The following is a 26,244-nucleotide window of genomic DNA, read 5'->3' as shown; positions in this document are numbered from 1 at the left end:
GAGCCGCCAACTGCCCCGAGGGCACGAGTTCCGCTTGCAGGCCCGGGAGTTCGAGCACAGCCGAGGCGTTGTTCTGCAGCGAGAGCATGACCTGGAACAGTGGGTGCCGGGCCATGGAGCGGGACGGTGCCAGGTCCTCGACCAGCCGCTCGAACGGCACGTCCTGGTGTGCGAACGCTTCCAGGGCCGTGTCGCGGACCTGGCGCAGAAGCTCGGTGAAGGCCGGATCGCCGGACAGGTCGGTACGCAACACCTGCGTGTTGACGAAGAAGCCGACCAGTTCGTCCAACGCCTCGTCGGTGCGTCCGGCGATCGGCGTGCCGATGGGGACGTCCGCCCCCGCGCCCAGGCGCGACAGCAGGACAGCCAACCCGGCCTGCAGCACCATGAACACGGTCACACCCTGGGCCCGTGCCAAGTCCAGCAGATCTCGGTGAAGTTGGGCGGGCACGGCGAGTTCGACGGTACCGCCCCGATGGCTGGCCACCGCTGGGCGCGGCCGGTCCGTGGGAAGCGCCAGCTCCTCCGGTAGGCCGTTCAACGCCTCTCGCCAGTAGGCGAGTTGCTGTGACAGGACACTGTCGGGCTCGGCGGTGGAACCCAGCAGCTCACGCTGCCACAGCGCGTAGTCCGCGTACTGGACCGGGAGCGGCTCCCAGACGGGGGCCTGGCCGTTGAGCCGCGCCGCATAGGCGGTGGAGATGTCCCGGGCCAACGGGGCCATGGACCAGCCGTCACCGGCGATATGGTGCACCACCAGGAGCAGCACGTGCTGGTCCGGCCGCTGTGCGAACAGCCAGGCATGGAGCGGGAGTTCGACGGTCAGGTCGAAGGTGTGCCCGGCCGCCCGGGTCAGCGCCTGTTCGTCGAACGCGGTGACCGTGAGCAGCGGGCCGGTTGCGTCGGTTGCGACCACACGCTGACAGGGTTGCCCGTCGACAGTCGCGAAGACCGTACGCAACACCTCGTGGCGGTCCACCACGTCCAGGAGCGCGGCCTCCAGGGCGGGTAGCTCCAGCGGGCCGGTGAGGCGCAGGCAGAGCGGGATGTTGTAGGTCGCGCTGGGTCCTTCCAACTCGCCGAGGAACCAGAGCCGCTGCTGGGCGAAGGACACCGGCAGCACGTCCGGCCGTGCCCCGGCGACCAGCGCCGGGCGCGGGTTCCGCGCGTCGCCGAGGTGCTGGGCGAGTGCGGCGACGGTGGGTGTGTCGAAGAGTGCGCGGATCGGCAGGTCGGTGCCGAGGGTGGTGCGGATGCGGCTGATGAGGCGGGTGGCGAGGAGGGAGTGTCCGCCGAGGTCGAAGAAGTTGTCGTCGATGCCGACCAGGGGGAGGCCGAGGACCTGCGCGAACAGTTCGCTGAGGATGTCTTCGTGGGGGGTGCGAGGGGCGCGGTGGGTGGTTGTCGGTGTGATCTCGGGTGTGGGGAGGGCGTTGCGGTCGAGTTTGCCGTTGATGGTGAGTGGGAGTTCGTCGAGGACGATGATGGTTGTGGGGATCATGTAGTCGGGGAGGGTGGTGGCGAGGTGGGTGCGTAGGGTGGTGGGGTCGAGTGTGCCGTTGGGGATGGTGTAGGCGGTGAGGCGTTTGTCGCCGGGGGTGTCTTCGCGGAGGATGACGGTGGCGTGGGCGACGGTGGGGTGGGTGGTGAGGGCGGTTTCGATTTCGGCGAGTTCGATGCGGAAGCCGCGTAGTTTGATCTGCTGGTCGGTGCGTCCGGCGTAGTGGAGTTCGCCGTTGTGGTTCCAGTGGGCGAGGTCGCCGGTGCGGTACATGCGTTCGCTGGTGTTGCTGAAGGGGTTGGCGAGGAAGCGTTCGGCGGTGAGGGCGGGGTGGTTGAGGTAGCCGCGGGTGAGGCCCGCGCCGGCGAGGTAGAGCTCGCCGGTGCTGCCGGTGGGGACCGGTTGGAGTCGGGCGTCCAGGACGTAGGCCCGCATGTTGTCCAACGGCCGCCCGATCGGCAGCGCACTGGATTCCTCGCTGACCGTGTGGGTGGTGGCGAAGGTGGTGGTCTCGGTGGGGCCGTAGCCGTTGACCACGCTGAGGCCGGGACAGGCGGTGCGCACCCGTGCGGCTGCGGTGGGGGAGACCACGTCGCCGCCGGTCCACACCTGCCGCACACCACGCAGGCAGTCCGGCTGTTCCTGGGCGACCAGCGCGAACAGGCCCGCGGTCAGCCAGAGGCCGGTGACGCCGTGGTCCGTGACCAGGCGGGCCAGTGATGAGGTGGTCAAGCGGCCGGTGGGAGCCACCACGATGCGGCGCCCGGACAGCAACGGAACCCAGAGTTCGAAGGTGGAGGCGTCGAAGGAGTACGGGGAGTGCAGCAGCACGCGGTCCATCGCCTCGTTCGCGAAGCGGCGGTCGGTGGCCAGCGCGACCACGTCCCGATGGGTGACGGCGACGCCCTTCGGTTGTCCGGTGGAGCCGGAGGTGTACATCACATAGGCCAACTGGCTTGCATCAAGCGGCAGTTCAAAACCCTCGGCGCGCTCGTCGGCAACCGTCATTACCACTGGGCCCAACTCGGCCGCCTGGTCGTACAGCGCGGCGTCGGTGAGCACGACCGTGGTGCCGGTCCGGGCGACGATGGTCTCGCGGTGGGCACGTGGATAGCGCGCGTCCAGCGGTACGTAGCAGCCGCCTGCCTTGACCACTGCGAGGAGTGCCACGACGAGGTCGGCGGAGTGCTCCATGAGCACCGCGACGCCGTGTTCGGCGCGTACGCCGTGGGCGATCAGGCGCTGGGCGAGGCCGTTGGCGCGGGCGTCCAGTTCGGCGTAGGACAGTTCGGTGTCGCCGCAGACGACCGCGATCGCGTCGGGCACGCGTGCCACCTGGGCGGCGAAGAGCTCGGGCAGTGTTCCCGGTACCGGCTCGACCGCCGTGTCGTTCCACTCGGTCAGGATCCGCCGCCGCTCGCCCTCCCCGATAACGTCGACGGCCGAGACCGGCAGCTCCGGCGCGGCCAGTACCGCGCGCAGTACCCGCAGGAAGCGCGCACTGACCTGCTCGGCCGCCTGGGTGTCGAAGAGGTCGAGGGCGAAGGTCACGCTGCCTCGGAGCCCGGCCGGAGACCCGTCCGCGCCCTTGTCCTCGCTGAAGGTGAAGGACAGGTCGAACTTGGCGGGGGCCTGGCCGCCGTCCAGCGGCTCGGCCGTCAGACCGGGCAGGGTCAGTACCGGCTGGGCGTTGTTCTGGAGGGTCAGCATGACCTGGAAGAGCGGGTGCCGGGCCATCGACCGGGTCGGCGCCAGTTCCTCCACCAGCCGCTCGAACGGCACATCCTGGTGGGCGAACGCGCCGAGCCCGGCCTGCCGGGCCCGGCGCAGCAGTTCGGTGAAGGACGGATCACCGGACAGGTCGGTGCGCAGCACCAGGGTGTTGACGAAGAAGCCGATCAGGTCGTTCAGCCCCTCGTCCACCCGCCCGGCGACCGCTGTGCCGATGGGGATGTCCGAACCGGCGCCGAGCCGCGAGAGCAGCACCGCCAGCGCCGCGTGCAGCACCATGAACGGCGTCCCGCCCTTGGCACGAGCCAACTCCACTATGCCTCGGTGCAGTTCGGCGGGGACGGCGAACTCGACCGTGCCGCCACGGTGGTCGGTGGCCGCCGGACGTGACCGAACGGTGGGCAGCGCCAGTTCCTCCGGCAGGTCCGCCAGGGTGGTCCGCCAGTAGGCCAGTTGCTCGGCGAGCAGGCTCTCCGGATCATCCTCCTCGCCCAGCAGCTCGCGCTGCCAGAGCGCGTAGTCCGCGTACTGGCCGGGCAGTTCCTCCCACTCCGGCGCGAGACCCTGTGACCGGGCCTGGTACGCGAGGGAGACGTCCCGTGCCAGCGGCCCCATCGACCAGCCGTCACCGGCGATGTGGTGCACCACCAGCAGCAGCACATGCTCCTGCTCGCCGCGTGCGAACAGCCAGGCCTGGAGCGGCAGTTCGGACTCCAGGTCGAAGACGCAGCGGGCGGCTCCGGCGACCGCCGCCGCGAGCTCCGGCTCGTCGAGGGCGGTCGCGTCCACTGCCGTCAGCAGCGGTCCGACCTGGTCGGCCGGGCGGATGTCCTGCCACGGCTGCCCGTCGACCGCCGGGAAGACCGTACGCAGCACCTCGTGCCGACCGACCACGTCGCGCAGCGCCGCGTCCAGCACCTGCGGGTCCAGCGGGCCGGTCAGCCGAAGGCCCAGCGGGATGTTGTAGGTGGCGCTCGGCCCCTCCAACTGGCCCAGGAACCAGAGACGTTGCTGTGCGAAAGAAACCGGGATCATCAGATCTCCTTGTGCCCGCGCATCGGCCGGAACGCGGGCCGTGCTTTCTTGTTCAGAGAGTCGAGTCGCTTGGCCACACCGGCGACAGTCGGTGCCTCGAAGAGCGCCTGGATCGGCAGTTCCGCGTCGAGGACGGTACGGATCCGGCTGACCAGCCGGGTGGCCAGCAGCGAGTGTCCGCCGAGGTCGAAGAAGTTGTCGTCCATCCCGACCTGGGGCAAACCCAGGACCTGCGCGAACGCCTCGCACAGCTGCTGTTCGCGGGGGGTGGTGGGGGCTCGGTGCGGCACCGCCGAGGTCAGCTCCGGAGCCGGTAGCGCCTTGCGGTCCAGCTTTCCGTTGGGAGTCAGCGGCAGCGCCTCCAGCAGGACGGCCGCCGACGGGACCATGTAGTCCGGCAGCGAGCCGACCAGGTACTGGCGCAGGTCCTCGACCGTGACGGAGGCGTCGGACGGGTTCGCGAGCACGGCGTAGGCGACCAGCCGTTTGTCGCCGGGCCGGTCCTCCCGGGCGACCACGGCCACGTCGGAGAGTGCCGGATGGGATCCCAACGCGGCTTCCACTTCGGCGAGTTCGACGCGGAATCCGCGGATCTTCACCTGGTCGTCGGCACGTCCGACGAACTCCAGCTGACCGTCGGCGGTCCACCGCACCAGGTCACCGGTGCGGTACATGCGCTCTCCGGCCGGTCCGTGCGGGTCCGCCACGAACCGCTCGGCGGTGAGGTCGGCGCGACCCAGGTAGCCACGCGCCAGTCCGGTCCCGGCCAGGTACAACTCCCCAGCCGTGCCGACCGGGACCGGCCGCAGGGTGGCGTCCAGGACGTAGGCGCGGGTGTTGTCCATCGGCCGCCCGATCGGCAGCACCGCCGGCACCTGCTCGCCGCTGGCCACCGGTACCTGGGTGGCGCAGAGCGTGGTCTCGGTCGGGCCGTAGGTGTTGCGGACCAGGATGCCGGGGCATGCGTCCAGCACCCGCCGCACGGCCGCCGCCGGAACGGTGTCACCGCCGGTGCCGACTTCGTGGATTCCGGCGAATGCCGCCGGATCACCCTCCGCGAGCACTCGGAACAGACCCGCGGTGAGGTGCAGGTGGGTCAGCTGGTGGCGTTCCTTGAGCGAGCGGATGGCCGCCGCGTCCAGCCGCCCTTCCGGGGCCACCACCACCGTGCCGCCCGCCGTCAGCGGCACCCACAACTCGTACGTCGACGCGTCGAAGGCGTGCGGGGACTGGAACAGCACCCGTTGCGGCACCGTCTCCCGCCAGCACCGGTCCGAGACCAGCTCGACCACGCCCCGGTGGGTGTTGGCGATGCCCTTCGGCGTCCCGGTGGAGCCGGACGTGTACATCACGTAGGCCGGTTGGTCGGGCAGCGTCCGCACCGCCGGATCCTCCGAGCTGCCGGTCCCAGTGGCCGCGTCAACCACGACGAGCTCGGCCCCCGCGGCCTCGACCCCCCGCACGAAGCCGTGCTCGCGGGTGACCTCGTCCACCAGCAGCAGCCCGGCTCCCGCGTCGCGGTACACCACCGCCATCCGGGCCTCGGGCGCGCGGGCGTCGATCGGCACGTAGGCGCCGCCCGCCTTGAGTACCGCCAGCAGGGTGACCACCAGCTCCGCCGAGCGTCGCATCAGCACCGGGACCAGCGACTCGGTGCCCACTCCGCGCTCGATGAGCAGTCGGGCCAGCCGGTTGGCACGGGCGTTGAGTTCGGCGTAGCTCAGCTCGGTCTCTCCTTGGACCAGGGCCACGGCCCGGGGCGTCCGCGCCGCCTGCCGCTGGAACAGCTCGGTCAGGCTGATGGCGGGAAGGTCGACGGCGGTGTCGTTCCAGTCGTTCAGGAGGGTGTGCTGCTGGGTCTCGGTGAGGACGTCGATCTGGTCGAGGGGGGTGTCGGGTGCGGTTTCCAGGGCGGTGATCAGGTTCTGCAGGGTGGTGTGGGCGAGGCCGCAGACCAGCTCGGGGTCGATCGGAGCAACCGCCTGGACGGACAGGGTGAAGCCGCTGCCGAGGTCGTCGACCGCCATGGTGATCGGGTAGTTGGTGCGGTCCTGCCCGTGCTCGGCCTCGACGCCCACCAGGCCGCCATCCGCACCGGCCTCGCCGGCGTGGCTGTAGCGGTAGTTGAGGAGGGTGGTGAAGAGGGGGGTTGGGGGTTTGATGTTGCTGGTTTGTTGGGCGAGGGCGAGTGGTGCGTGTTCGTGGGTGAGGAGGTCGGCGAGTTGGGTGCGCATGGTGTGGATGGCTTGGTGGGTGGTGGTGTGGGTGGTGTGGAGGTGGGTGGGGAGGGTGTTGAGGAAGAGGCCGGGGATGCGGTCGGCGCCGGTGCCGGAGTTCATGCGGCCGAGGAGGAGGGTGCCGAAGAGGGCGTGGTTGGTGTTGGAGGTGGCGGCGGTGACGCGGGCCCAGGTGACGTGGAAGAGGGTGGCGGGGGTGACGCCGAGGTGGCGGGCTTGTTGGCGGATGCGGGTGGCGAGTTGGGGGGTGAGTGGTTGGGTGGCTTGGGTGATGTGGGTGCCGTCGCCGCGTGTGTCGAGGATGCCGAAGGGGGCGGTGGGTTCGGTGATGTGGCCGAGGAGTTGGGTGAAGAACTGTTCGTGTTCCTGGCGGGTGACGCCGAGCAGGGCCTGGGCGACGAAGTCACGGAACGGCAGCGGAGTAGGGAGCGTGTCCTGACGACCGGTGAGGATGGCCCGGATCTCGGCCAACAGGATGTCGAGCGCGGTGTGGTCGCTCACCAGGTGATGGCGTTGCAGGAGCAGCAGCCAGCGCTCGGTGCCCGGTTCGGCGGCGATATGGGCGCGCAGGAGGGGTGCCTGGGTGAGGTCCATCCACGCGGGGCAGGCGGCGGCGAGTTCACTGGCCGGGTTGTCCGTGTGCAGGACGTGCTCTTCCACTGGCAGGGTGGCGTGTCGGGTGACGACCTGGATGGGTTCGGGGAGGTCTTGCCAGAGGATGGCGGTGCGGAGGATGTCGTGGCGGTTGATGACGTGTTGGAGTGCGTTGAGGAAGGTGGTGAGGCGGTTGTGGGTGTCGAAGGTCAACATGGTCGGCACGACGTAGGGGTCGTTGTGGTTGTCGCCGGTGGCCATGAGGTGGTGGAAGAAGATGCCTTCTTGGAGTGGGGCGAGGGGGTAGATGTCGGCGATGTTGGGTGTGCCGCCGGGGATGGTGGTGGTGATGTGGTCGATGTGGGCTTGGGTGAGGGTGATCAGGGGGAGTAGGTCGGGGGTGATGGTGTGGGGGTTGGTGGGGATGAGGTTGGGTGGGACGGTGAGGGTGGTGTTGGTGGTGGTGTGGGCGAGGCCGGTGACGGTGGGGGTGGTGAACAGGGTGCGGACGTTGATGTGGATGTCGCGGGTGCGGAGTTGTTCGACGAGGGTGACGGCGAGTAGGGAGTGGCCGCCGAGTTCGAAGAAGTTGTCGTCGACGCCGACCTGGGGCAGTCCCAGGACGTTGGCGAAGACCTCGCACAGGGCTTTCTCGTGCGCAGTCACCGGGGCCCGGTAGGCGGTACTGGTGGCGGCGGTGAAGTCGGGTGCGGGCAGGGCCCGCCGGTCCAGCTTCCCGTTCACCGTCATCGGCAGTGCGTCGAGTAGCACGATCGCCGCCGGAACCATGTACTCCGGCAGCGACGCCGCCAACTGCGCCCGTAGCAGACTGACTTCCAGATCGCCGTCGGCGACGACGTAGCCGACCAGGCGTGGATTGCCCGGAGTCTCCTCGCGCACGATCACGCTGGCCTGTGCCACTGCCGGGTGCGCGGCCAAGGCGCTCTCGATCTCGCCGAGTTCGATCCGGAAGCCGCGGATCTTGACCTGGTCGTCGGTACGGCCGAGGTACTCCAGGTTGCCGTCCGCCCGCCAGCGGGCAAGGTCGCCGGTGCGGTACATACGCTCTCCGACCGGACCGTGCGGGTCGGCGACGAAACGCTCGGCGGACAGGCCGGGACGGCTGAGGTAGCCGCGGGCCAGCTGGACACCGGCGATGTACAACTCACCGGACACCCCGGCCGGGACCGGCTGCAGGGTTGCGTCCAGCACATAGGCCCGGGTGTTCCACATCGGCCGACCGATCGGAACCACGGTGCCGAGTTCCCCGTTGCCGAGCGGGTAGTCGGTGCAGCCGACGGTCGCCTCGGTCGGGCCGTAGTGGTTGACCACGGCCACCTGCGGATGCTCCAGCCGCCAGCGCTGAAGCTGTGCCGCCTGAACTGCCTCCCCGCCGACCATCAGCCGCCCGGTCGGCACGTGCGTGTCGGAGAGTGCGTCCAGGTAGGACAGGCCACTCGGCGTCGCCTTCAGGAAGCTCAACCGCTCACCGCTGAGCGCCTCGGGCAGTTGCTCGTCGAGCGCCGCCACCCGCACCCGACCGCCGGAGGTCAGGGCGCCGTAGAGGGCGGTGACACCGGCGTCGAAGGAGATCGACGCGTGCAGCAGTGTGTTGCCGCGCAGCTCCGGGTACGCCTCCCAACTGCGGATCAGGTAGTTGACCACACCGGCGTGCGGGACAACGACGCCCTTCGGTCGCCCGGTTGAGCCGGAGGTGTAGATCACGTAGGCCGGATGCTGCTGAGCCACAGTCGTGTTGAGATTCTCCGCGTCATAGGTGGACGTCACCAGCTGATCGAGCAACAGCGTATGAGCGGTAGTCAGGTCCGGTGCGCGGTCGGCGGTGGTGAGCAGTACCTGCGGGTGGGAGTCGTCCAGCAGGTAGGCGATTCGGTCGGCCGGATATGCGGGGTCGATCGGGACGTAGGCGCCGCCTGCCTTGAGCACCGCCAGCAGGGTGACCACCAGCTCTGCCGAGCGCTCCAGCAGCACCGCGACCAGTGACTCCGGGCCCACGCCGTGCTCCACCAGCAGCCGGGCCAGTTGGTTCGCCCGGGCGTTGACCTCGGCATAGGTCAGCTCGGTGCGGCCGAAGGCCAGGGCCGCAGCATCCGGGGTCCGGGTGACCTGGGCTTCGAACAGCGCGGGCAGGGTACTGAGCGGGACCTCGTGAGCGGTGTCGTTCCATTGGGACAGGATTCGGTGCCGCTCCGCGTCGTCCATGATCTCCACCTGGGCGACCGGGAGTTGCGGCGCGGAGACAGCGGCGGCCAGGACCCTGATGAAGCGGCGAGCCAGCAGCTCGGCCGTCGACGGGTCGAACAAGTCGGTGGCATAGGTAAGGATGCCGCGCATGCCGTCCGGCTCGCCGTCCGGTCCGACGGCCGCCCCCAGTGCGAACCCGAGGTCGAACCTGGCCGTGGCCGCTCCGGTTGGCATGGGCTCGGTGGTGAGGCCGGGCAGGTCGATGACGGCCTGCTGGTTGTTCTGGAGCGAGAGCATGACCTGGAAGAGGGGGTGGCGGGCGATGGAGCGGGTGGGTGCGAGTTCTTCGACGAGGCGTTCGAAGGGGATGTCTTGGTGGGTGTGGGCGTTGAGGTTGGTTTCGCGGGTGTGGTGCAGGAGTTGGGTGAAAGTGGGGTTGTTGGCGAGGTTGGTGCGGAGGGTGAGGGTGTTGACGAAGAAGCCGACGAGGTCGTCAAGCGCTTGGTCGGTGCGTCCGGCGATGGGGGTGCCGATGGGGATGTCGTCTCCTGCGCCGAGGCGGTGGAGGAGGACGGCGAGGGCTGCTTGGAGGACCATGAAGACGGTGACGCCTTCGGTCTGTGCCAGTTCCTGTAGTCGTTGGTGGAGTTCGGCGGGGATGGTGAGGGGGACACTGCCGCCTTGGTGGGTGGCGACTGCGGGGCGTGGCCGGTCGGTGGGGAGGTTCAGTTCCTCGGGGAGGTCGGCCAGTGCTTCGCGCCAGTAGGCGAGTTGTTGGGTGAGCAGGCTGTCGGGGTCGTCGGTGGTGCCGAGGAGGTCGCGTTGCCAGAGGGTGTAGTCGGCGTACTGGACGGCGAGCGGTTCCCAGGTGGGGGCGGTGCCGGCGAGGCGTGCGGTGTAGGCAGTGGAGACGTCCTGGGCCAGCGGGGCCATGGACCAGCCGTCACCGGCGATGTGGTGGACCACCAGCAGGAGCACATGATCATCGTCGGCGAGATTGAACAGCCAGGCGTGCAGGGGTATGTCACTACGCAGATTGAAGGTGTGCGCCGCGGCCCGGGCCAGCGCCCGTTCGTCATACGTGCCGTCCGGCTCCACGGTGAGCAGCGACCCGACTGCTTCCGGCGGGAGGACTCGCTGATACGGATGTCCTTCGACCGCAGGGAAGATGGTGCGCAGTACCTCGTGGTGGATCACCACGTCACGCAGCGCCTCCTGCAGGGCCTCGGAGTTCAAGGAGCCTGCGAGTCGAAGCGCCAGCGGGATGTTGTAGGTGGCACTCGGGCCTTCCAACTCGCCCAGGAACCAGAGGCGTTGCTGTGCGAATGAGACCGGGACCAGCTCCGGACGCACGGTTGGCGCGAGCGCCGGACGGCTCTGCCCGGCGCCTTCGAACCGCTCGGCCAGTGCGGCGACGGTCGGAGCCTCGAACAGTGCGCGGATCGGCAGGTCGGTGCCGAGGGTGGTGCGGATGCGGCTGATGAGGCGGGTGGCGAGGAGGGAGTGTCCGCCGAGGTCGAAGAAGTTGTCGTCGATGCCGACCAGGGGGAGGCCGAGGACCTGCGCGAACAGTTCGCTGAGGATGTCTTCGTGGGGGGTGCGAGGGGCGCGGTGGGTGGTTGTCGGTGTGATCTCGGGTGTGGGGAGGGCGTTGCGGTCGAGTTTGCCGTTGATGGTGAGTGGGAGTTCGTCGAGGACGACGATGGTTGTGGGGATCATGTAGTCGGGGAGGGTGGTGGCGAGGTGGGTGCGTAGGGCGGTCGGGTCCAGGTCGCCGTTGGGGACGGTGTAGGCGGTGAGGCGTTTGTCGCCGGGGGTGTCTTCGCGGAGGATGACGGTGGCGAGGGCGACGGTGGGGTGGGTGGTGAGGGCGGCCTCGATCTCGCCGAGTTCGATGCGGAAGCCGCGTAGTTTGATCTGCTGGTCGGTGCGTCCGGCGTAGTGGAGTTCGCCGTTGTGGTTCCAGTGGGCGAGGTCGCCGGTGCGGTACATGCGTTCGCCGGTGTTGCTGAACGGGTCGGCGAGGAAGCGTTCGGCGGTGAGGGCGGGGTGGTTGAGGTAGCCGCGGGAGAGGCCCGCGCCGGCGAGGTAGAGTTCGCCGGTGCTGCCGGTGGGGACCGGTTGCAGTCGGGCGTCCAGGACGTAGGCCCGCATGTTGTCCAACGGCCGCCCGATCGGCAGCGCACCGCTGGAGTTCACCACCGGGTGAGCGGTCGCGAAGGTGGTGGTCTCCGTCGGTCCGTAGACGTTCACCACGACTGTGTTCGGACAGGCGGCCTGCACTCGGGCCACGGCCACCGGTGAGACGACGTCGCCACCGGTCCAGACCTGGCGGAGGCCGGCGAAGCAGTGAGGGTCGTCCTCGGCGAACAGGCCGAACAGGCCGATGGTGAGGAAGATCCAGTCCACGCGGTGTTCGCTGACCACTCGGGCCAGCGCGCCAGTGGTGAGGTCCCCCGCAGGGGCCACTACTACCTGACCACCAGTCAGGAGCGGTGCCCAGAGCTCAAAAGTGGACGCGTCGAAGGAGTGAGGTGAGTGCAACAGCACCCGTTCCATTCCGTTTGCCGCGAACCGGCGATCCATGGCCAGTGCAACCACATCACGGTGCGCGACTGCGACCCCCTTGGGGCGGCCGGTCGAGCCCGAGGTGTACATCACGTACGCCAACTGGGCCTCTGAACACGCCACATCGGGGCCACTGGCAGATTCACTGCCGTCCACGTCGAGGACGATGAGACCAAGCTCCGAGGCCTGCTGGCGGAGCGCGGAATCTGTCAGCACGACGCGGGCGTTCGTCTCGGCTGTGATCATCCGTCGGTGGGCAATGGGGTAGCGCGCGTCAAGGGGCACGTAGAAGCCACCGGCCTTGACGACCGCCAGCAGCGCAACCACCAAGTCGGCCGAGCGCTCCATCAGGACAGCCACGCCGCACTCGGCACCGACACCATGCGCGACCAGGCGGCGGGCGAGACCGTTGGCCCGGGCGTCCAACTCCGCGTAGGTCAGCTCTACGCCGTCCGCTACCACAGCTACTGCCCCTGGAGTTCGGGCGACCTGGGCGGCGAACAGCTCCGGCAGCATGCCGCGCGGGATCTCGTGAGCGGTGTCGTTCCACTCGGACAGGATCCTGTGTCGCTCGTCGCCGACCAGGACGTCGATGCGGTCCACCGTCTGATGCGGGTCGGCGGCGACCGCGTTGAGTACGCGGAGGAAGCGCGCGGCGATCTGCTCGGCTGTCGGTGCGTCGAAGAGGTCCCGGGCGAAGGTGAGTGAGCCGTGCAGGCCGGTGGTGGTGAAGTCCTCGTCCAGTGCGAAGGCCAGGTCGAACTTGGCCGCGAGCTCTCCGGCGGGGACAACGGTGGCGTCCAGGCCGGGGAGGTCGATGACGGCCTGCTGGTTGTTCTGCAGAGTGAGCGAGACTTGGAAGAGGGGGTGGCGGGCGATGGAGCGGGTGGGTGCGAGTTCTTCGACGAGGCGTTCGAAGGGGATGTCTTGGTGGGTGTGGGCGTTGAGGTTGGTTTCGCGGGTGTGGTGCAGGAGTTGGGTGAAGGTGGGGTTGTTGGTGAGGTTGGTGCGGAGGGTGAGGGTGTTGACGAAGAAGCCGATGAGGTTGTCAAGCGCTTGGTCGGTGCGTCCGGCGATGGGGGTGCCGATGGGGATGTCGTCTCCTGCGCCGAGGCGGTGGAGGAGGACGGCGAGGGCTGCTTGGAGGACCATGAAGGCGGTGACGCCTTCGGTCTGTGCCAGTTCCTGTAGTCGTTGGTGGAGTTCGGCGGGGATGGTGAGGTTGATGCTGCCGCCTTGGTGGGTGGCGACTGCGGGGCGTGGCCGGTCGGTGGGGAGGTTCAGTTCCTCGGGGAGGTTGGCCAGTGCTTCGCGCCAGTAGGCGAGTTGTTGGGTGAGCAGGCTGTCGGGGTTGTCGGTGGTGCCGAGGAGGTCGCGTTGCCAGAGGGTGTAGTCGGCGTACTGGACGGCGAGCGGTTCCCAGGTGGGGGCGGTGCCGGTGAGGCGGGCCGCGTAGGCGGTGGAGACGTCCTGGGCCAGCGGGCCCATGGACCAGCCATCACCAGCGATGTGATGGACCACGACGAGGAGCAGGTGATTGTCCGGACTCTGGGTGAACAGGCTCGCGCGGAAGGGGAGTTCGGTCGCCAGGTCGAAGGTGTGCGCAGCGGCGTCGGCTATCGCCTGCTCGTCGTACTCCGCAGTCGTGAGCAAGGTACTGAGTGTCTCGCCATCGAGGACCCCCTGACGCGGCTGGCCGTCGATGGGTGGGAAGACGGTGCGTAGTACCTCGTGGCGGCAGACCACATCCCGCAGGGCCTGGTCCAAGGCGTTGACGTCCAAGGAACCGGTGAGGCGGACAGCCATCGGGATGTTGTAGGTGGCGTTTGGTCCTTCGAGTTCGTTGAGGAACCAGAGTCGCTGCTGTGCGTGGGAGAGGGGCAACTGGTCCGGTCGGGTGGCGGGTTGGAGCGGGGGACGCTGAGTGGTCGTGCTGTGGTTGAGGTGTTGGGCAAGGGCGGCGATGGTGGGTGCTTCGAAGACGGTGCGGAGGGGGAGTTCGGTGCCGAGGATCGCGCGGATGCGGCTGGTGAGGCGGGTGGCGAGGAGGGAGTGTCCGCCGAGTTCGAAGAAGCTGTCGTCGATGCTGGGGCCGGGGGTTCCGAGGATTTCGGTGTAGAGGGTGGCGAGTAGTTCCTCGTGGGGGGTGCGAGGGGCGCGGTGGGTGGTTGTCGGTGTGATCTCGGGTGTGGGGAGGGCGTTGCGGTCGAGTTTGCCGTTGATGGTGAGTGGGAGTGTGTCCAGCGGGATGATGGCTGCTGGGATCATGTAGTCGGGGAGGGTGGTGGCGAGGTGGGTGCGTAGGGTGGTGGGGTCGAGTGGGCCGTTGGGGATGGTGTAGGCGGTGAGGCGTTGGTCGCCGGGGGTGTCTTCGCGGAGGATGACGGTGGCGTGGGTGACGGTGGGGTGTGCGGTCAGGGCGGTTTCGATTTCGCCGAGTTCGATGCGGAAGCCGCGTAGTTTGATTTGGTGGTCGGTGCGGCCGAGGTATTGGAGGTTGCCGTCGGTGCGCCAGCGGGCGAGGTCGCCGGTGCGGTACATGCGGTCGCCGGTGGGGCCGTGGGGGTTGGCGGTGAAGCGTTGGGCGGTCAGGCTGGGTCGGTTGAGGTAGCCGCGTGCGAGTTGGACGCCGGCGAGGTAGAGCTCGCCTTCGACGCCGGGGGGGACGGGTTGGAGGTTGGTGTCCAGGACGTACAGGCGGGTGTTCCAGACTGGGCTGCCGATGGGCACCGGTGCGGTGGTGGTGTCGTTGGTGCAGGTCCAGGCGGTGACGTCGACGGATGCTTCGGTGGGGCCGTAGAGGTTGTGCAGTGGGGTGGTGGGCAGTGCGCGGGTGAAGGTGTCGCGTAGTTCTGTGGGGAGTGCTTCGCCGCTGCAGATGACCGCGCGCAATCCGGTGCAGGCGGTGGCGGCGGGTTCGGCGAGGAAGGCCTGGAGCATGGAGGGGACGAAGTGGGTGATCGTGATGTGTTCGCGTTGGATCAGGTCGGCGAGGTAGGCGGGTTCGCGGTGGCCGCCGGGGCGGGCGATCACGAGGGTGGCGCCTTGCAGCAGGGGCCAGAAGAACTCCCACACGGAGACGTCGAACCCGAACGGGGTCTTCTGCAGGACCCGATCTGCCGCCGTGAGCCGGTAGGTGTCCTGCATCCAGGCGAGGCGGTTGACGATCCCGGCGTGCGGGACGGCGACGCCCTTGGGGCGACCCGTGGAACCCGACGTGAAGATCACATATGCGGGGTGGTCGCCGCGCAGACCGGTCTCTGGAAGGTCATCAGCGCTGCAAGTTGACGATTCGTCAATCAATGCGGGTGTGACGATGACGGGTGTGTTGGTTTCGCTGAGGATGTAGTCGATGCGGTCTGCGGGGTACTCGGGGTCCACTGGCAGGTAGGCGCCGCCTGCCTTGTGGATGGCGAGGAGGGCGATGACCATGTCCACGGAGCGTTCCAGCAGCACCGGTACCACTGACTCCGGACGCACCCCCCGCTCGACCAGCAGCCAAGCGAGTTGGTTCGCCCGGGCGTTCAACTGGCGGTAGCTGACTGCTGTGCCTTCGAACACCACTGCCACGGCGTCCGGTGTCCGGGCTACCTGCTCTGCGAACAGTTCGGGCAGCGTGCCCGACGGCACCGCGTGCGCGGTGTCGTTCCACTCCACCAACACCCGCCGACGCTCCGCCGAGTCAAGTAGCTCAATCTGACCGATGGGCTGGTGCGGCGCATCGGTCGCTGCGCTGAGTACGCGGAGGAAGCGCTCGGCCAGCTGCGTTGCTGTCGCTGCGTCGTAGAGGTCGTGGGCGAAGGTGAGGGTGCCGTGCAAGCCGGCGGCGGCTATGTCCTCGTCCAACGTGAAAGCCAGGTCGAACTTGGCTGCTGGCTGCTCTACGTTCAGCGCCGAGGCCCGTAGGCCGGGCAACGTGACCGAGGGCTGGCTGCCGCTCTGCAGCGTGAGCATGACCTGGAAGAGCGGATGCCGCGCCATGGAGCGGGTGGGCGCCAGCTCTTCCACCAGGCGTTCGAATGGAACGTCCTGATGTGAGAACGCACTCAGCCCGGCCTCGCGGACTCGGCCCAACAATTCTGCGAATGTCGGGTTGCCGGTGGCATTCGCGCGGAGGACGAGTGTGTTGACGAAGAAGCCGACGAGGTCGTCAAGCGCTTCGTCGGTGCGTCCGGCGATGGGGGTGCCGATGGGGATGTCGTCTCCTGCGCCGAGGCGGTGGAGGAGGACGGCGAGGGCTGCTTGGAGCACCATGAAGGCGGTGACGCCTTCGGCCCGCGCCAAGTCCCGCAGCCGTTGGTGGAGTTCGGCGGGGATGGTGAGGGGGACACTGCCGCCTTGGTGGGTGGCGACTGCGGGGCGTGGCCGGTCGGTGGGGAGGTTCAGTTCCTCGGGGAGGTTGGCCAGTGCTTCGCGCCAGTAGGCGAGTTGTTGGGTGAGCAGGCTGTCGGGGTTGTCGGTGGTGCCGAGGAGGTCGCGTTGCCAGAGGGTGTAGTCGGCGTACTGGACGGCGAGCGGTTCCCAGGTGGGGGCGGTGCCGGCGAGTCGCGCGGTGTAGGCGGTGGAGACGTCGTGGGCGAGTGGGCCCATGGACCAGCCGTCACCGGCGATGTGGTGGACCACGACGAGGAGGACGTGCTGGTCCGGGTTCTGCTTGAACAGCCAGGCGTGGAGCGGGGGCTCGGTTGCCAGGTCGAAGCTGTGCGCAGCAGCGTCGGCCAGCGCCTCCTCGTCGAACTCGCCCACGGACATTAGGGACCCGATGGCGGCCATGGGCAGCACGCGCTGGTGTGGCTGGCTGTCATCGACCGGGAATACTGTGCGCAGTACCTCATGTCGATTGACGACATCGCGGAGCGCATCCTCAAGCGCGACCGTGTCCAGCTGCCCTGACAGAGTCAGTGCCATCGGGATGTTGTAGGTGGTGTTGGGTCCTTCGAGTTCGTTGAGGAACCAGAGTCGTTGTTGTGCGAAGGAGAGGGGTGGGAGGTTGGGTCGGTTGGTGGGTTGGAGTGTTGGGCGTTGGGTGTTGTTGTTGTTGAGTTGGGTGGCGAGGGTGGCGGGGGTGGGTGCTTCGAAGAGTGTGCGGAGGGGGAGTTCGGTGCCGAGGGTGGTGCGGATGCGGCTGATGAGGCGGGTGGCGAGGAGGGAGTGTCCGCCGAGTTCGAAGAAGTTGTCGAGGACGCCTACCTGGGGTAGGTCGAGGATCTGGGCGAAGATCTCGCAGAGGATCTGTTCCTGTGGCGTTGTGGGGGCGCGGTAGCTGTTGGATGCGACGGCGTTGGGTGTGGGGAGGGCGTTGCGGTCGAGTTTGCCGTTGATGGTGAGTGGGAGTGTGTCCAGCGGGATGATGGCTGCTGGGATCATGTAGTCGGGGAGGGTGGTGGCGAGGTGGGTGCGTAGGGCAGTGGGGTCCAGGTCGCCGTTGGGGATGGTGTAGGCGGTGAGGCGTTGGTCGCCGGGGGTGTCTTCGCGGAGGATGACGGTGGCGTGGGCGACGGTGGGGTGGGTGGTGAGGGCGGTTTCGATTTCGCCGAGTTCGATGCGGAAGCCGCGTAGTTTGATTTGGTGGTCGGTGCGGCCGAGGTATTGGAGGTTGCCGTCGGTGCGCCAGCGGGCGAGGTCGCCGGTGCGGTACATGCGGTCGCCGGTGGGGCCGTGGGGGTTGGCGGTGAAGCGTTCGGCGGTCAGGCTGGGTCGGTTGAGGTAGCCGCGTGCGAGTTGGACGCCGGCGAGGTAGAGCTCGCCTTCGACGCCGGGGGGGACGGGTTGGAGGTTGGTGTCCAGGACGTACAGGCGGGTGTTCCAGACCGGGCTGCCGATGGGTACGGAGGTGCTGGTGGTGTCGTTGGTGCAGGTCCAGGCGGTGACGTCGACGGATGCTTCGGTGGGGCCGTAGAGGTTGTGCAGTGGGGTGGTGGGCAGTGCGCGGGTGAAGGTGTCGCGTAGTTCTGTGGGGAGTGCTTCGCCGCTGCAGATGACCGCGCGCAATCCGGTGCAGGCGGTGGCTGCGGGTTCGGTGAGGAAGGCCTGGAGCATGGACGGCACGAAGTGGGTGATCGTGATGTGTTCGCGTTGGATCAGGTCGGCGAGGTAGGCGGGTTCGCGGTGGCCGCCGGGGCGGGCGATCACGAGGGTGGCGCCTTGCAGCAGGGGCCAGAAGAACTCCCACACGGAGACGTCGAACCCGAACGGGGTCTTCTGCAGGACCCGATCTGCCGGAGTCAGCCCGTAGGTGTCCTGCATCCAGGCGAGGCGGTTGACGATCCCGGCGTGCGGGACAGCGACACCCTTGGGGCGACCCGTGGAACCCGACGTGAAGATCACATAGGCTGGGTGTGCACCTTGCAGACCCTGCTGCGGCAGATCGGCGGTGTCATAGCCGGTTGTCTTGTCGATGAGGTCGGGTGTGACGATGACGGGTGTGTTGGTTTCGCTGAGGATGTAGTCGATGCGGTCTGCGGGGTACTCGGGATCAACCGGGAGGTAGGCGCCGCCTGCCTTGTGGATCCCGAGGAGGGCGGTGACCATGTCCACGGAGCGTTCCAGCAGCACCGGTACCACCGACTCCGGACGCACCCCCTGCTCGACCAGCAGCCACGCGAGTTGGTTCGCTCGGGCGTTCAACTCCCGGTAGCTGACTGCCGTGCCCTCGAACACCACCGCCACCGCGCCCGGCGTCCGGGCTACCTGCTCCGCGAACAGTTCGGGCAGCGTCCCCGACGGCACCGCGTGCGCGGTGTCGTTCCACTCCACCAACACCCGCCGACGCTCCACGTCACCCAGGACGTTGATCCGCTCAAGGCCCGTCTCGGGGGCGCTTTCGAGCGCGGCGGTGAGTCCCTCCAGCGTGGTGAGTGCCAAGCCGCAGACCAGTTCGGCGTCGATCGGAGCGATCGCCTGGACGGTCAGGGCGAATGCGTCGCCGAAGTCGTCGACCGACATGGTCAGGGGGTAGTTGGTGCGCTCGTGCACCATGGCGACCTCGACCCCGGCCAGTCCCGTTTCGGGGGCTTCGGTCCCACTGGTCCCTTGCCCGTGGCGGTAGTTGAGCAGGGCGGTGAAGAGGGGGGCGGCGCCGGAGATGCCGCTGGCCTTCTGCGCGAGCGCGAGCGAAGCGTGCTCGTGTGACAGCAGATCCGCGAGTTGTCCGCGCATGGCGAGCACGGCCTGGGCCGCGCTCTTCCCGGCGGTCGCCGCTCGGACCGGCAGGGTATTGATGAAGAGGCCGGGCACCCGGTCCCCACTGTTCATCCGGCCGAAGAGCACGGTGCCGAATACCACGTCATCACGGTTCGCGGTCGCGGCGACCACACGTGCCCAGGCCACATGGAACACCGAGGCCGGGCTCACCCCCAGGCGGCGTGCCTGCTCCCGGACTCGTGTGTTCAGCTCTGCGGGCACTGGGAGCCTTGCCTCAGCCACCCCCTGAGCGTCCCCGTGTACGTTCAGTAGCCCGAACGGAGCAGTCGGCTCGGTCACATCGCGCAGGCGCTCCGCGAAGAACTGCTCGTGTTCGTCACGCGACACGCCCAGCATGGCCTGCGCGACGAAGTCGCGGTAGGCGCGCGGTGTCGGCAGCTGGTCCTGCTCACCTCCCAGAATCGCCCGGATCTCCGCCAGCAGCACGTCGAGTGCCGTGTGGTCGATGACCAGATGGTGCTGCTGGACCAGCAACAGCCACCGCCCGCTGCCCGGCTCGGCCGCGATGTAGGCGCGCAGCAGCGGGGCGCGGGTGAGGTCCATCGACGTTTGGCCGGCTGCTCGAAGCTGCCCGACGGGGTCACCACTCGTGCCACTGAGCTCGACCAACTCGACGGGTAGCACTGCATGACGGGCCACGACCTGGACGGGCTCAGCGAGTCCCTGCCACAGCACGGCGGTGCGCAGCACGTCGTGACGATTGATCACCTGTTGCAGTGCGTCGAGGAAGGCGTCAAGACGGTCGCGCGAGTCGAGGGTGAGTACCGTCGGAAGAACGTAGAGGTCATCGCCACCTGCGGTGAGCAGGTGGTGGAAGAAGATGCCCTCCTGGAGCGGGGCGAGCGGGTAGATGTCGGCGATGTTGGCCGCGCCGCCCGGGAATCCCGTGACGATTCGGTCGACCTCCGCTGCTGTCAGCTTCACCAGCGGGAGCATGTCCGGGGTGATCGTCGACGCGCCGTCGGGGATGAGGTTCGGCGGCACCAGTACGTCGTTCTCGCCGACGGTGGATGCCAGGGCAGAGACCGTCGGGGAGGTGAAGAGCGCACGCACATTCACCAGGACGCCGCGCGAGCGCAGGCGGTCGACCAGTGATATGGCGAGGAGGGAGTGCCCGCCGAGTTCGAAGAAGCTGTCGTCGACACCGACCCGGGGCAGACCAAGGACCTCCGCAAAAGCCTCGCAGAGCTCAGCTTCACGTGTGGTGGACGGCGCTCGGTAGCTGTTGGATGCGACGGCGTTGGGTGTGGGGAGGGCGTTGCGGTCGAGTTTGCCGTTGATGGTGAGTGGGAGTGTGTCCAGCGGGATGATGGCTGCTGGGATCATGTAGTCGGGGAGGGTGGTGGCGAGGTGGGTGCGTAGGGTGGTGGGGTCCAGGTCGCCGTTGGGGATGGTGTAGGCGGTGAGGCGTTGGTCGCCGGGGGTGTCTTCGCGGAGGATGACGGTGGCGTGGGCGACGGTGGGGTGGGTGGTGAGGGCGGCTTCGATCTCGCCGAGTTCGATGCGGAAGCCGCGTAGTTTGATTTGGTGGTCGGTGCGGCCGAGGTATTGGAGGTTGCCGTCGGTGCGCCAGCGGGCGAGGTCGCCGGTGCGGTACATGCGGTCGCCGGTGGGGCCGTGGGGGTTGGCGGTGAAGCGTTCGGCGGTCAGGCTGGGTCGGTTGAGGTAGCCGCGTGCGAGTTGGACGCCGGCGAGGTAGAGCTCGCCTTCGACGCCGGGGGGGACGGGTTGGAGGTTGGTGTCCAGGACGTACAGGCGGGTGTTCCAGATCGGGCTGCCGATGGGTACGGAGGTGCTGGTGGTGTCGTTGGTGCAGGTCCAGGCGGTGACGTCGACGGATGCTTCGGTGGGGCCGTAGAGGTTGTGCAGTGGGGTGGTGGGCAGTGCGCGGGTGAAGGTGTCGCGTAGTTCTGTGGGGAGTGCTTCGCCGCTGCACATGACCGCGCGCAATCCGGTGCAGGCGGTGGCTGCGGGTTCGGCGAGGAAGGCCTGGAGCATGGAGGGGACGAAGTGGGTGATCGTGATGTGTTCGCGTTGGATCAGGTCGGCGAGGTAGGCGGGTTCGCGGTGGCCGCCGGGGCGGGCGATCACGAGGGTGGCGCCTTGCAGCAGGGGCCAGAAGAACTCCCACACGGAGACGTCGAACCCGAACGGGGTCTTCTGCAGGACCCGATCTGCCGCCGTGAGCCGGTAGGTGTTTTGCATCCAGGCGAGGCGGTTGACGATCCCGGCGTGCGGGACGGCGACGCCCTTGGGGCGACCCGTGGAACCCGACGTGAAGATCACATATGCGGGGTGGTCGCCGCGCAGACCGGTCTCGGGAAGGTCATCAGCGCTGCAAGTTGACGATTCGTCAATCAATGTGGGTGTGACGATGACGGGTGTGTTGGTTTCGCTGAGGATGTAGTCGATGCGGTCTGCGGGGTACTCGGGGTCCACTGGCAGGTAGGCGCCGCCTGCCTTGTGGATGGCGAGGAGGGCGGTGACCATCTCGACGGAGCGTTCCAGCAGCACCGGTACCACTGACTCCGGACGCACCCCCCGCTCGACCAGCAGCCAAGCGAGTTGGTTCGCTCGGGCGTTCAACTGGCGGTAGCTGACTGCTGTGCCTTCGAACACCACTGCCACGGCGTCCGGTGTCCGGGCTACCTGCTCTGCGAACAGTTCGGGCAGGGTCCCCGATGGCACCTGGTGCGCGGTGTCGTTCCACTCCACCAACACCCGCCGACGCTCCGCCGAGTCCAGGACGTCGACCATTCCGACCTGCTGTTCCGGGTCGGCTACCACAGCGGCGAGCACACGGACGAAGCGTGCCGCGATCTGCTCGGACAGTGCCGTGTCGAACAGGTCTGTGGCGAAGGTGAGTTCACCATGCAGGCCAGCGGGCTTCCCCTCGGGTGTGAAGCGCTCGCCCAGAGTGAACTCCAGGTCGAAGCGCGCCGCCTCGGATCCGGTTGGCAGAGGTTCGGTGATTAGGCCCGGGAGGTCGATGACGGCCTGCTGGTTGTTCTGCAGGGCGAGCATGACCTGGAAGAGGGGGTGGCGGCCCATGGAGCGGGTGGGTGCCAGCTCCTCGACGAGGCGTTCGAAGGGGATGTCCTGGTGGGTGTGAGCGTTGAGGTTGGTCTCGCGGATGTCGTGGAGGAGTTGGGCGAAGGTGGGGTTGCCGGTTAGGTCCGTCCGAAGAGTGAGGGTGTTGACGAAGAAGCCAACGAGGTTGTCGAGGGCTTGGTCGGTGCGTCCGGCGATGGGAGTGCCGATGGGAATATCGGTTCCGGCGCCGAGGCGGTGGAGCAGGACGGTGAGGGCTGCTTGGAGCAGCATGAAGACGGTGACGCCTTCCGTCCGCGCCAACTCCCGTAGCTGGCAGTGGAGGTCAGTGGGAATGACCAGGTCGACACTGCTGCCCTGATGGCTGGCCACTGTTGGACGAGGCCGACTGGTGGGGAGGCTCAGTTCCTCGGGGAGGTTGGCCAGTGCATCACGCCAGTAGGCGAGTTGTTGGGTGAGCAGGCTGTCGGGGTCGTCGGGGGTGCCGAGGAGGTCGCGTTGCCAGAGGGTGTAGTCGGCGTACTGAACGGCGAGCGGTTCCCAGGTGGGGGCGCTACCGGCGAGTCGCGCGGTGTAGGCGGTGGAGACGTCGTGGGCGAGTGGGCCCATGGACCAGCCGTCACCGGCGATGTGGTGGACCACGACGAGGAGGACGTGCTGGTCCGGGTTCTGCTTGAACAGCCAGGCGTGGAGTGGGAGTTCGGTTGCCAGGTCGAAGGTGTGCGCAGTGGCACGTGCGATGGCATGTTCGTCGAACTCGGCCACGGTCAGCAGCGAGCTGACGGCGGTCATGGGTAGCACACGCTGGTGTGGCTTTCCCTCGATCGTGGCGATGACCGACCGCAACACCTCATGTCGGGCGACCACGTCACGCAGGGCGGCGTCCAAGGCATCGACGTCCAGGTGCCCTGACAGAGTCAGTGCCATCGGGGAGTTGTAGGTGGTGTTGGGTCCTTCGAGTTCGTTGAGGAACCAGAGTCGTTGTTGTGCGAAGGAGAGGGGTGGGAGGTTGGGTGGGTTGGTGGGTTGGAGTGTTGGGCGTTGGGTGGTGGTGTTGTTGTTGAGTTGGGTGGCGAGGGTGGCGGGGGTGGGTGCTTCGAAGAGTGTGCGGAGGGGGAGTTCGGTGCCGAGGGTGGTGCGGATGCGGCTGATGAGGCGGGTGGCGAGGAGGGAGTGTCCGCCGAGTTCGAAGAAGTTGTCGAGGACGCCTACCTGGGGTAGGTCGAGGATCTGCGCGAAGATCTCGCAGAGGATCTGTTCCTGTGGCGTTGTGGGGGCGCGGCCGGGTGTGTGGGTGGTGTGTTCGGGTGTGGGGAGGGCGTTGCGGTCGAGTTTGCCGTTGATGGTGAGTGGGAGTTCGTCGAGGACGATGATGGTTGTGGGGATCATGTAGTCGGGGAGGGTGGTGGCGAGGTGGGTGCGTAGGGCAGTGGGGTCCAGGTCGCCGTTGGGGATGGTGTAGGCGGTGAGGCGTTGGTCGCCGGGGGTGTCTTCGCGGAGGATGACGGTGGCGTGGGCGACGGTGGGGTGTGCGGTCAGGGCGGCTTCGATCTCGCCGAGTTCGATGCGGAAGCCGCGTAGTTTGATTTGGTGGTCGGTGCGGCCGAGGTATTGGAGGTTGCCGTCGGTGCGCCAGCGGGCGAGGTCGCCGGTGCGGTACATGCGGTCGCCGGTGGGGCCGTGGGGGTTGGCGGTGAAGCGTTCGGCGGTCAGTCCGGGTCGGTTGAGGTAGCCGCGTGCGAGCTGGACGCCCGCGAGGTACAGCTCGCCTTCGACGCCGGGGGGGACGGGTTGGAGGTTGGTGTCCAGGACGTACAGGCGGGTGTTCCAGACTGGGCTGCCGATGGGCACCGGTGCGGTGGTGGTGTCGTTGGTGCAGGTCCAGGCGGTGACGTCGACGGATGCTTCGGTGGGGCCGTAGAGGTTGTGCAGTGGGGTGGTGGGCAGTGCGCGGGTGAAGGTGTCGCGTAGCTCTGTGGGGAGTGCTTCGCCGCTGCACATGACGGCCCGCAATCCGGTGCAGGCGGTGGCTGCGGGTTCGGTGAGGAAGGCCTGGAGCATGGAGGGGACGAAGTGGGTGATCGTGATCTGTTCGCGTTGGATCAGGTCGGCGAGGTAGGCCGGTTCGCGGTGGCCGCCGGGGCGGGCGATCACGAGGGTGGCCCCCTGGAGCAGGGGCCAGAAGAACTCCCACACGGAGACGTCGAACCCGAACGGGGTCTTCTGAAGGACCCGATCCGCCGGAGTCAGCCCGTAGGTGTCCTGCATCCAGGCGAGGCGGTTGACGATTCCGGCGTGCGGGACAGCGACACCCTTGGGGCGACCCGTGGATCCGGAGGTGAAGATCACGTACGCGGGGTGGTCGCCGCGCAGACCGGTCTCTGGAAGGTCATCAGCGCTGCAAGTTGACGATTCGTCAATCAATGCGGGTGTGACGATGACGGGTGTGTTGGTTTCGCTGAGGATGTAGTCGATGCGGTCTGCGGGATACTCGGGGTCCACTGGGAGGTAGGCGCCGCCTGCCTTGTGGATGGCGAGGAGGGCGGTGACCATCTCGACGGAGCGTTCCAGCAGCACCGGTACCACTGACTCCGGACGCACCCCCCGCTCGACCAGCAGCCACGCGAGTTGGTTCGCCCGGGCGTTCAACTGGCGGTAGCTGACTGCCGTGCCCTCGAACACCACCGCTACCGCGTCCGGCGTCCGGGCTACCTGCTCCGCGAACAGTTCGGGCAGCGTCCCCGACGGCACCGCGTGCGCGGTGTCGTTCCACTCCACCAGCACCCGCCGACGCTCCGCCGGGCTCAGCAGGTCGAGCCCGGTCAGCGGACTCTCCGGTGCCTCCACGGCGATCAGGGTCTCCAGCAGCCGGGCGAAGCGCTCGGCGTGGTCTGCCGCCTCCGCCGCCTCGTATGCCGCAGGGTTGGCGTCCACCACCAACTGCGCGCCCGAGTCTCCTGCGCGGTCGTACAGGACGAACGACAGGTCCTCGACCGAGCCGTTGGAGAAGTTGTGCGCCGTGGTCGGCAGCCCGGCGAAGCGCAGGTCGTAGTCGAAGGCCATGACGTTGACCGTGGTGCCGAACAGCCGCGAGCCGTCCGCGCCGACGACGTTCAGGTCACGCTGTAGGTCCTCGTAGCGGTAGCGCTGGTGCCGCAGCGCCTCGCGCATGGTGCTGCTGGTCTGGCGGACCAGGTCGGTCAGGCCGGTCTCCGGGCGCAGCGCCAGCCGGATCGGCAGGATGTTGGCGAGCATGCCGGTGGTGGAGCGCTGGAGCCGGGTGGCGCGGCCGGTGACCGGGAGGGCGAGGAGGATGTCCTCGGCGCCGGTCATCCGGTTGAGGTAGAGGGCGCTGGCGGCCGTCATCAGTACCGGCAGGCTGGTCCGCAGGCGGCGGGCGGTTGCCCGCAGCTGCTGGGCCGTCGCGGCCGACAGGTCGGTCGCGTGGCGGATCGGGGTGTGCGAGGCCGGCGCGGTGCGGCCGGAGAGGGTGACCGGCTCCGGGCGCCCGGTGAGCCGTTCGGCCCAGTACGCGCGGTCGGCGGCGAACTGTTCGGAGGCGCGGTAGGCGAGGTCGTCCTCGACCAGTTGCCCGAAGGGCGGCAGCGGTGCGCCGGTGGGCCGGTCCTCGACCAGCGCGGTGTAGATCTCGGCGGTGCGGCCGGCCAGCATCGCGGCGGTGTAGCCGTCGGCGATCAGGTGGTGTCCGCGCTGGTACCAGAAGCAGCGGTCCGGTCCGGCCGGGAAGAGTGCCATGATCCCGGTCGGGCCGTGATCCAGGTCGATCGGCTGGGCGAGGTCCGCCCGGATCCACGCCCGGACCGCGAGCCAGGGGTCCGTCTCGCCGCTGAAGTCCTGTACCAGCAGGGCCGGTTCGGCCACGGGTGCGGCGTACTGCCGCACCTCGTCGCCGTCGCGTATGAACCGCAGCCGAGTCGTCTCGGTCTCGGTCTGCAGCTGCCGGACCGCCTGCTCGAAGAGGGCCGGGTCGACCGGGCCGTGGATCTCCAGGCATTCGGCGATCTGGTGTGCTGGGCTGGTCGGATCCAGCTGCTGTGCGAACCATACTCCGGACTGGGCGGCAGTCAGGGGCCAGGTGACGGATGGGATGTCCGGCAT

2 protein-coding genes (1 of these 2 running past the window's edge) are annotated in these 26,244 nt (G+C 68.2%); both read right to left on the bottom strand.

Translation table 11 applies throughout. From position 1 onward, the window contains the following. Window positions 1–4,267, bottom strand: partial view of an amino acid adenylation domain-containing protein gene (locus GXP74_RS41615; protein ID WP_182453073.1) — the 5' portion only. Its footprint begins 9,107 nt before the window's first position; the window shows 4,267 of its 13,374 coding nt (coding positions 1–4,267); the start codon lies at window positions 4,265–4,267; the stop codon falls past the left edge of the window. Continuing rightward, on the bottom strand, window positions 4,267–26,244 hold the full coding sequence (locus GXP74_RS22645; protein ID WP_182453072.1) for a non-ribosomal peptide synthase/polyketide synthase: 21,978 nt from the start codon (window positions 26,242–26,244) through the stop codon (window positions 4,267–4,269). Before GXP74_RS22645 ends, GXP74_RS41615 begins: the two co-directional genes overlap by 1 nt.

It is taken from the genome of Streptacidiphilus sp. P02-A3a, from assembly GCF_014084105.1.
Lineage (GTDB): Bacteria > Actinomycetota > Actinomycetes > Streptomycetales > Streptomycetaceae > Streptacidiphilus.
Note: the sequence above shows the minus strand (reverse complement) of the source record. Positions and strands in the feature narration are given on the sequence as shown.

What these genes read in the sequence shown, in the direction of transcription:
- GXP74_RS22645 (WP_182453072.1), bottom strand. Translation starts at nt 26,244, where the DNA reads ATGCCGGACATCCCATCCGTCACCTGGCCCCTGACTGCCGCCCAGTCC.